The 7,627-nt window shown below is 62.8% G+C and carries 8 protein-coding genes and 2 pseudogenes; 3 read left to right on the top strand and 7 right to left on the bottom strand.

From position 1 onward, the window contains the following. Nucleotides 1-625, bottom strand: a pseudogene (locus WBR57_RS22820) (L,D-transpeptidase family protein); the annotation flags it as partial. A 39-nt stretch (nt 626-664) separates the two neighbouring features. Here WBR57_RS22820 and WBR57_RS22815 point away from each other — a divergent pair. Together WBR57_RS22815 and WBR57_RS22810 are read left to right on the top strand one after the other, a co-directional pair. Continuing rightward, nucleotides 665-1,378, top strand: coding sequence for a murein L,D-transpeptidase catalytic domain family protein (locus WBR57_RS22815; protein WP_424086873.1), 714 nt, complete (start codon nt 665-667; stop codon nt 1,376-1,378). A 30-nt stretch (nt 1,379-1,408) separates the two neighbouring features. Further along, nucleotides 1,409-2,155 carry a creatininase family protein gene (locus WBR57_RS22810; RefSeq protein ID WP_424086871.1) on the top strand — a complete coding sequence of 249 codons (747 nt, stop codon included), beginning with the start codon at nt 1,409-1,411 and terminating at the stop codon, nt 2,153-2,155. Between the two features lie 49 nt (nt 2,156-2,204). Here WBR57_RS22810 and WBR57_RS22805 read toward each other — a convergent pair whose 3' ends face one another. Beyond that, on the bottom strand, nt 2,205-2,537 hold the full coding sequence (locus tag WBR57_RS22805) for a hypothetical protein (RefSeq protein ID WP_424086869.1): 333 nt from the start codon (nt 2,535-2,537) through the stop codon (nt 2,205-2,207). A gap of 32 nt (nt 2,538-2,569) precedes the next feature. Continuing rightward, nucleotides 2,570-3,214, bottom strand: a complete 645-nt coding sequence (locus WBR57_RS22800) for an ATPase (RefSeq protein ID WP_424086867.1) — start codon at nt 3,212-3,214, stop codon at nt 2,570-2,572. A 132-nt stretch (nt 3,215-3,346) separates the two neighbouring features. Here WBR57_RS22800 and WBR57_RS22795 point away from each other — a divergent pair, with 132 nt between their 5' ends. Beyond that, nucleotides 3,347-3,613 carry a hypothetical protein gene (locus WBR57_RS22795; protein WP_424086865.1) on the top strand — a complete coding sequence of 89 codons (267 nt, stop codon included), beginning with the start codon at nt 3,347-3,349 and terminating at the stop codon, nt 3,611-3,613. Here WBR57_RS22795 and yfcF read toward each other — a convergent pair. From yfcF to WBR57_RS22775, 4 genes and pseudogenes are all read right to left on the bottom strand, one after another. Next, nucleotides 3,588-4,220 carry a glutathione transferase gene (yfcF, locus tag WBR57_RS22790; RefSeq protein WP_424086864.1) on the bottom strand — a complete coding sequence of 211 codons (633 nt, stop codon included), beginning with the start codon at nt 4,218-4,220 and terminating at the stop codon, nt 3,588-3,590. The genes WBR57_RS22795 and yfcF overlap by 26 nt on opposite strands. Before the next feature lie 98 nt (nt 4,221-4,318). Further along, nucleotides 4,319-4,867 (bottom strand): DUF924 family protein, encoded by a 549-nt coding sequence (locus WBR57_RS22785; protein WP_424086862.1) that lies wholly within the window; start codon nt 4,865-4,867, stop codon nt 4,319-4,321. A 77-nt stretch (nt 4,868-4,944) separates the two neighbouring features. Next, complete coding sequence (locus WBR57_RS22780) at nt 4,945-7,371, bottom strand: TonB-dependent siderophore receptor (protein ID WP_424086860.1); 2,427 nt, start codon at nt 7,369-7,371, stop codon at nt 4,945-4,947. A gap of 90 nt (nt 7,372-7,461) precedes the next feature. Next, nucleotides 7,462-7,627 (bottom strand): annotated as a pseudogene (locus WBR57_RS22775) (iron dicitrate transport regulator FecR); the annotation flags it as partial.

Below are 7,627 nucleotides of genomic sequence, written 5' to 3'. Positions count from 1 at the left end.
GGTCCCAATGTGGCAACGGTTGCAGGCGCACGGCGGAATAGGCATTGCGCAAGCTGCGGTAAAGGTCGGCGCTGGGGCGTGCCTGGTCGAAGGCCTGGGCCAGGTCTTGCTGGCCGACGGCGGCCAGGGCCAGCACTTCGGTGTTGGGGTCGTGGGCCGGTGGCTGGGAATGCCACAGGGGTTCGAAGCGCGACTGCTGCAGGCGCCCGTAGTGCAGATCCTGCAGGGCTTGCAGATACGCCTGGCTGGTGCCGATATCGCTGCACAGCACGTTGGCCGTGGCGTCCGCCGCAGGCAGGCTATAGTGGGTGGGGTCCAGGCCGTCGTCGGCGAGCAGCAGCAACTGCGCGTGCAACGCTTGCCGGCGCTCGTCGGCCGACCACAGCGGCACATCACCCTGCTGCTGGTAGAAGGCCTGCAGACGTGCTTGCGCGGCGGCATCGATCTGCGGCGCGAGGCTGGGGCAGACACTCAGCAGTTGCGCCAGCGCCTGCTGCACTGGCGCCGTTGCCACCAGGGTCGGCGGCGCGACAGGGAGCGCATCGTCCGGCAGAAGTTCGGCTGCCGCGACCAATGGTGCAACGAGCAGGCAAATGCTCAAGTAACATGCGTGTTTTTTGAACAATTGACTGGGCTCCAATCCACAGTGGGGGTTGTACTGTAGATGCTGACTTTTATGTGCCGTCTCGGTTTAGTCACCGTGACCCTGGCTACCTTGAGCAATTTTGCGCTCGCCGCCAATGGGACTACTCCTAACTTGTATAGCAGCCTGGCGCGCTCGGCTCCAGAACTCAATCCCACTGTACTCAAAAGCGCCCTGAACGCGGTGCAGTGCGCGGTCAATAATGGCGAGGAACGCTCAGAGCGCCTGGCCGTGATTGACTACTCCCAGCCTTCGACCGCTCGTCGGCTGTGGATCTTCGACTTGCGCAAGAAGACCCTGGTGCTGCGCGACCTGGTGGCCCACGGCGCCAAGTCCGGGGAAAACTTCGCCACCCAATTCTCCAACCTCGAAGGTAGCCACCAATCCAGCATAGGCCTGTTCCGCACCCAGGAAAGCTACCTGGGCACCCACGGCTACTCGCTGCGCATGGATGGCTTGGAGCCGGGCTTCAACGACCAGGCCCGCGACCGCGCCATCGTGATTCACGCCGCCGACTATGTCAGCCCGTTGTGGAGCAAGCGCGAAGGCCGTATCGGCCGCAGCCAGGGTTGCCCGGCCGTGCGCCCGCAGGTGGCACGCCAAGTGGTGGACAAGCTCAAGGATGGGCAGTTCATGTTTTCGTGGTACCCCGACCAGCGCTGGCTGAAGTCCTCGACGTACCTCAATTGCAAACCCCAACAGGTGGCGAGTAGTCGTACAATCCGTGGCGGTTAGCCTGTCCCCACAGACATAAGAGAGCGTCGAATGCTTCTACACAAGTCCACCTGGATCGAGATCGGGCAGTTTCTGGAGCGCAGCCGCACGGTGGTGATCCCGATCGGTTCCAACGAACAGCACGGCCCTACCGGCCTGCTTGGCACCGACTGGATGTGCCCGGAAATCATCGCCCATGAAGCCCAGAAAAACGCCGACATCCTGATCGGCCCGACCTTCAATATCGGCATGGCCCAGCATCACCTCGGCTTCCCCGGCACCATTTCCCTGCGCCCTTCCACCTTTATCGCCGCGATTGGCGACTGGGTGCGCTCGCTGGCCGGGCATGGTTTTGAAAAGATTCTGTTCCTCAACGGCCACGGCGGCAATATCGCGACCATCGAAGCGGCGTTTTCCGAGCTGTACGCCGAGGCCAGCTTTGGCCGCCGGCCTGCCGGGTTCGCCTTAAAACTGGTGAACTGGTGGGACCTCGAAGGCGTCACCGAGCTGGCCCACCGCCAATTCCCGGTCGGTCACGGCAGCCACGCCACGCCGTCGGAAATTGCGGTGACGCAGTGGGCGTACCCGGACGCGATCAAGTCAGCCGACTATTCGCCGCCAATCGCCAACACCGGCCCGATCCGTGAAGCCCTGGATTTCCGCGCACGCTTCCCCGACGGGCGCATGGGCTCGGACCCGGCACTGGCGACGGTGGAAAAAGGCGGTGAATTGGTGGCATTGGCGGCGCAAGGGCTGGTCAAGACCGTGAACACCTTCAGCAACGAAGCAAAACCCTAAGCGCTGCACACAGCCAAATGTGGGAGAAGCCAAGCCGCTCCCACATGGGTTACTTGCATTCCTGCGCCGCCAGCTCAAGCCGCGACGGCGTGAGGGCCGACGCCAGCGGCTTGCGCTCGTACAGGAACACTTTGCCGCCGTCCTGGGACTTGTAAGCCTCCAGCACATCATCGGCGGCAATCTTGCTGGTCAACACCACCTTGGCGTGGCGCGAGTTCTGCGTCACCGTCGAGGTGATTCCGTGTTTTTCCAGCTTGGGCAACACGCATTGCACATAGGCCTCGGGGCCCTTGCTGGTTTGCAGGGTCAGCGTCGGTGCGTTAGGGGCGGAAACACAGCCGACCAGCATCAGAGCAGTGGCCGGTACGAAAAAAGAGCGCATGAAAAATCCCTGGATAGCAATAAAAGTTCACGTTAACTGGCGCGAATCAACGCCTTGAGCGACGCATCAAACTGCTTCAAGGCATCGAGCTGCACATCCCGCTGCTGCTCGATCTGTGCGGCAATCTCCGGTGCCGCCTTGTCACGCACCCACACCGATGGCACCTGCTTGTGTACCGAGCCTTCGGCCTTGGCGATGTATTGCAGGTTCGCGTCATAGAACCGCGCAATAAACCGCGCCTCGACCTGATCGTTACGCTGGGTCAGCAGTTGATTATGGGTGTCGAGCATCACCACCACATCGGGGTGAGCCTGCACCAAGGCATCCAGATTGTCGTAGACAGTCACTGACAAAAAGGTGCCTTGCAGCGAACTCATCAACCAATCAATGGCCAGTTCCGGGTCGGAACTGTTGACGAACGCCTGGCGGATACGCCCGTCGAGGGCATCCTTGGCGCCATTCAAGGCCATCTCGTGGTAGCGTTCAAGGTAGCTGAGATTGTCGCGGGTGTTGTCGCTGAGCAACACACCCACCGTTTGCGTACGGCGCAAGGAGTCTACGCTACTGGCGATTGGTAGCAAATGGCCTTCAGGCAATTCCGCAGCAATCGCCGCCGTGTTCATGGCCGCCGCGCCGAGCATCAGGGCCATCAAAGCCAGTTGAATAAACGTTCTCATCGCGCATTTCCTTGAGCCGCGTGTCGATGAAAGCGATTTTGCGCTATTGCGGTAAAAACAGAACTTGCGTTACGTGATGGTGACTATTATCTGAACCGATAGTGCACTGATAAAACCTATAAGGACCCTGCCATGAAGCCCCACCAGAAAACCTTCGACCGCATCCGCGAGGCCGTACTGCCGGAGTTTCGTGAGCGTGTCGCCGATTACCTGGTCGACTACGAACAGGTGCTGCAGGACCCGGCAGCCGATACCGCCGAGGCCTTCGCCAGCGCCCAGCAATTGCGCGGCTACCTGCGCGGCTTGAATACCACGCGGGTACTCGGCATGGCGGATTGGGAAGACCTGGATCGGCGCGTGGAGCAGGCGTGGCCTAGAGCCCAGGTCTTGGCAGATTGACCCATTCCTGCACCGAAGGCCGCTGCCACTGGCGCTGCGCATAGTCGACCAGTTCGGCAGGCACGCTGTCGCCATTGAGGATCAGGCGGTTGAGCATCACCGCCAGGTCCACATCGACAATCGACCACTCGCCCAACAGGTTCTGCGGGTTGCCCACCAGCAGCGCCTGCGCCGCGCTGATCAGCTTGTCGGCTGCCACCCTGGCCTCGGGCGACAGCGCCGGCATTGTCTGCCCGCAAAAGACCACCAGCGTCGAACGCTCCTGGCGAATCGGTAGCAGATCGCTGCGCAGCCACGCCTGCACTTGTCGCGCCCTCGCCCGCTGCTTCGGGTCTGCCGGATAGATCGGCGCCTCGGGGTAGGCCTGCTCCAGATACTCGGTGATGGCTGAGGACTCCGACAGCGCAAAGTCGCCTGCCACCAAGGTCGGCACGCGCTGGGTCAGCGACAGCTGGGCAAAGTCAGCCGCGCGGTGTTGCGCGGCTTCCAGGTCAACGCTAGCCAGTTCGAACCCCAGGCCTTTTTCCCGCAGGGCCACAAATACCGACATCGCATAAGGGCTGGTGTAGACCGAATCAACATAGAGGCGCAGCGAGGGCGGGTGCATGGGCAGGTCTCCTTGAGTGAAACCCCACGCTACGAGATGTGCGGCCAGAAAGACAATGCGCTGTTTTTATGGGGGCATTCCTGGCGGGAATAGCCGGGTCAGCCAGCAAACCCGCCCTCTTCCAGAAAGCAGCGTTCAGCGTCTGTGGATTCCCTGGCGAGCACTGCATTGCGATGCGGAAAGCGCCCGAAGCGTTCAATGATTGCGGCGTGTTCCTTGGCCCAATGGTAGGTGCTGGCGTCCAGTGTCTGGTTGAGGACGAGGGAGCGCTGCTGGTCGGCGGTGTTTTCGGCGTGTTCGAACGGCAGATAACAGAACGCGCGTAACGCTGGCTCAACTTGCTGGTCCAGGCCTGCGTCGACCATGCGCGCGGCGTACAGCCGCGCCAAGGGGTCGGTGGCGAACATGTGCGCGGTGCCGCGAAATGCGTTGCGCGGGTATTGGTCGAGCAGGATCAGCAAGGCCAGCGCGCCCTCTGCCGAGTCCAGCCAGCTTTCCAGCTCGCGTCGGGCGGCTTGCAGGTGGGTGGCGTGGAAGGTCTCGCGGAAGGTCGCGTCAAAGGCATCGTCCTTGGCGAACCAGCGCTTGGGGCCGGCGTGTTTCCAGAAGTCGATGACCGATTGCGGGGAGTGCTCAAGGGTGTTCACAGTGGTGCCTCCAAGTCCTGAATAGGCGCGCTCGGGTGGGAGCCGGGCTCGCGCCTACAGTTGAGCGTGTTTGGCGATTAGAAGTCCACCGTTGCCGACAACTTCACCGTACGCGGCTCGCCCTGGGTCAGGTAGTTGTTGGCGGTCGAGGCCGAGGCCCAGTACGCCTTGTTCGCCACGTTCTCGACGTTGGCGCGCAGGGTGATGTACGTGTCGTCGGCTTTGAAACCATAACGGGCGCCGAGGTCGACGCGGGTCCAGGCCGGGATGCTCAGGCTGTTGCCCGCATCCACGTACTCGCCGCCGGTGCGCAGCAGCCGTGCATTGACGGCGGCGCCCTGGATACCTGGGATGTCCCAGTCGGCGCCCAGGTTGTACTGGAAGCGCGGCACGCCGGCGGCGCGGTTGCCGTCAGTGAGGCCGTTGGAGGTGCTCGTCAACTCGGTGTGCATCCACGTCGCGCCGGCGAGCAGGCGCAGGCCATCGACCGGCTCGCCAAACACGTTCAATTCCACGCCCTTGTTGATTTGCTCGCCGTCGACGCTGAAGGTGTTGGTGCCATTCGGGTTGCGGTTGGTGGCGCTGTTGGGCTGCTCGATGCGGTAGACACCAAGCGTCGCACCGTAGCTGTCCCAATCGAGCTTGACCCCGGCTTCCGTCTGTTTGCTGCGATTGGGCGCAAAGGTGACGTTGGGGTTGGTGACCCCCGTCGACGGCGACGTCGGCCCCTGGGCCAGGCCTTCAATGCGGTTGGCATAAAACGACATGTGTTCCCACGGTTTGATGACCAGGCCATAGACCGGCGTGGTGATCGACTCGGCGTAGTTGGCATTGCGCGCGCCGGTGGTGGTGTTCCACGCGTCCACTTCGATGGTCTGGCGCCGTACGCCCAGGGTCAGCAGCACCCGATCATCAATAAAGCCCAGGGTGTCGGACACCGCCGCGCTCTTGATGCGGTTCTTGCCGACGATGCGCGGGTCATGAATATCGCTGCCAAAGTACGTCACGCTCGGGCGCGGTATCTGCGTCGGGTTGTAGAGGTTGCCCGGCTGCCGATTGGCGCGCAGGATCGCCTCGAACGCCGAACGCTGCTCGCCCCAGATCCCCGACAAGCCGACGTTTATCTGATGGGTCACGGGCCCGGTGCTGAAATGCCCGTTCACGCCGCCCATGGCGCTCTTGTTGTCCTCGTCATGGGGCGAGTACAGAAAGCCGACCTGCCCCGCGCCGTTATTGCCCACATACAGCGACGAATACTGACCATTCTCCCGCGTGTGCTTGGCGCCGCCGCCCATATAGGCGGTCCAGTTTTCATTCAGGTCGTATTCGGCATTGAACATGCCGTAGGTGTCTTCCAGCTCCGACCAGCTCCAGTCCTGGGCGTAGTTATCCTTGGCCGATGGGGCCTTTGGCACTTTGGTGCCGGTGGGGTAAACCACCGAGCGGCCATTGTTGATGCGCTCTTTCTGGTAGCCGAAGTCGGTGGACACGCGCAGGCGATCACCACGGTAATCCAGGGCGATAGCGACCAGTTGCGAGCTTTTGAATTCATCCTCGATGGCCGTGTCCCCGCCGTGCCGGGCGAGGTTGACCCGCGCGCCAAAGCGGTTGTCTTCGCCAAAACGCTGGCCCAGGTCGAGGTGGCCGCCGGCCTGGCCATCGGTGGTGGTGTCGAGGGTCACGCTGCGGGTGGCGATGTCTTCGGCGCGCTTGGGCACCAGGTTGACGCTGCCGCCGATCCCGCTGCCGGCTGGGGACACGCCGTTGACGAAGGCGTTGGGGCCCTTGAACAACTCGACGCGTTCGAGCGCCTCGGTGGTGATGATCTGCCGCGGCAGCACGCCGTACAGGCCATTGAAAGCAATGTCGTCCGTGTTCAGCGGCAAGCCTCGGATGGTGAATACCTGGGAAAAGTTGCCGAACCCCGAGGACTGACGCACCGACGCGTCGTTCAGCAACACATCACCCACCGTGCGCGCCTGCTGGTCGGCGATGGTCTTGGCGGTGTAGCTGACCACACTGAACGGCACGTCATTGATCGAACGGTTGCCCAACACGCCGAGCCGCGCCGAACGCGCCACCTGGCCGCCGCCATAGGTGTCCGCCTGCGCCCCGCTCTCACCGCTGATGGTGGTGGCGCCCAGTTCCAGCGCATCGCCGCCGGCCTGGGGCACCACGGTATACCCATTCGCGCCGCTGCTTTGCAGGCTGTAACCGCTGCCCTGGAGCAATTGCATGAAGCCCGATTGCGCGGTGTAGCTGCCCTGCAGGCCAGCACTTTGCTGGTCATTGAGCAACTTCGAATCAAACGACAACGGCACACCGGACAACGCCGCAAACTGCGCCAGCACGTTGCCCAATGGCCCCGGCGCGATGCTGTAGCTGCGTGCCGCGCTGGTCGCAACGTCGGCGGCGACGGCGCTGTGCAACGGCGCGATAGCGGCCAGCGCAACGGCCAGGCTCAAGGCCTTCAAGGGGCGGATGGGGTGCGATGTGAAGGTCATGGGCGTTCCTGTCGGCGCGGTGCAACGTTGAGGGTTCTCCCCTACACCGGGCGACAACGAAAAAGGTATCAGCGAAAAGCCAAAAAAGTTTCAGCGCGGCTCGATCGTCACCCAGTAGCCGCTCAGGCTGCTGATTTTGACCGGCAAAGTGTCCTGCAGCAGGCGCAGGCTGGCGTCGGTGTCGCCCAACGGGAACGCGCCGGACACGCGCAACCCGGCCACGCTGTCGTGGCAGCGCAGCACGCCACGCCGGTAG

Source organism: Pseudomonas sp. (genome assembly GCF_049590575.1).
In the GTDB taxonomy this organism is placed as follows: Bacteria; Pseudomonadota; Gammaproteobacteria; order Pseudomonadales; family Pseudomonadaceae; genus Aquipseudomonas.
This window is presented reverse-complemented; position numbering and strand designations above follow the sequence as displayed.

Excerpts from the sequence above, each read along its gene's own strand:
- WBR57_RS22815 (WP_424086873.1), top strand. The coding sequence starts at position 665 with ATGCTGACTTTTATGTGCCGTCTCGGTTTAGTCACCGTGACCCTGGCT.
- WBR57_RS22810 (WP_424086871.1), top strand. The coding sequence starts at position 1,409 with ATGCTTCTACACAAGTCCACCTGGATCGAGATCGGGCAGTTTCTGGAG.
- WBR57_RS22805 (WP_424086869.1), bottom strand. The coding sequence starts at position 2,537 with ATGCGCTCTTTTTTCGTACCGGCCACTGCTCTGATGCTGGTCGGCTGT.
- WBR57_RS22800 (WP_424086867.1), bottom strand. The coding sequence starts at position 3,214 with ATGAGAACGTTTATTCAACTGGCTTTGATGGCCCTGATGCTCGGCGCG.
- WBR57_RS22795 (WP_424086865.1), top strand. The coding sequence starts at position 3,347 with ATGAAGCCCCACCAGAAAACCTTCGACCGCATCCGCGAGGCCGTACTG.
- yfcF (WP_424086864.1), bottom strand. The coding sequence starts at position 4,220 with ATGCACCCGCCCTCGCTGCGCCTCTATGTTGATTCGGTCTACACCAGC.
- WBR57_RS22780 (WP_424086860.1), bottom strand. The coding sequence starts at position 7,371 with ATGACCTTCACATCGCACCCCATCCGCCCCTTGAAGGCCTTGAGCCTG.